Annotated in this window: 2 protein-coding genes; both read left to right on the forward strand. The window is 32.1% G+C overall.

Annotated features, from left to right (window positions below; all coding sequences use genetic code 11):
* Positions 1–10: 10 nt before the first annotated feature.
* The gene (gene relB / locus ABS911_RS15315; protein ID WP_350468263.1) at positions 11–160 is read left to right on the forward strand and encodes a type II toxin-antitoxin system RelB family antitoxin; all 150 of its coding nucleotides are present in this window, start codon (positions 11–13) and stop codon (positions 158–160) included.
* Entirely contained in the window at positions 161–433 is a 273-nt protein-coding gene (locus tag ABS911_RS15320; RefSeq protein WP_350453220.1) for a type II toxin-antitoxin system RelE family toxin, read from the forward strand.
* The last annotated feature ends 121 nt before the right edge of the window (positions 434–554 follow it).

A 554-nucleotide genomic window follows, 5' to 3' on the forward strand; every position in this document is an offset into this window, starting at 1 on the left:
GGCTAACAACATTTCTGTCTCTGCTTTATTTAGAAATTCTGTTCTAGAAAAAATTGAAGATGAAATTGATTTGGGTTTATATAATCAAGCCATGACGGAGCATAAAGAAAGTCCTCAAAGTATTTCTTTTGAAGACATGCTAAAGGAGCTATCTGATTAGATGAACTCAGGTTATCAAGTAGAGTTTGAAAGAGGAGCTCAAAAAGCATTAAAAAAAATGGATAAACACCAATCCCATTTAATTATGGGATGGATTCAAAAAAATCTAGTAAACTGTACAGATCCTAGGCAGCATGGAAAAGGATTAGTAGCCAATCGTTCAGGAGAATGGCGGTACAGAATTGGAGACTACCGCTTAATAGCCGATATTAATGACGAGACGGTAACTATTTTGATGTTAGAGATTGGTCATAGAAAAGACATTTATAAATAAAGACAATGTTTTCATATTATGAATTGTAACCAAATAAGTCCTTTAACACTATAATAAAAGTGTTAAAGGACTTATTTCATTTTAAACACATGAAATTGCTTAAAAGTATGTATCAAATCCG

Source organism: Carnobacterium sp. (assembly GCF_040274425.1).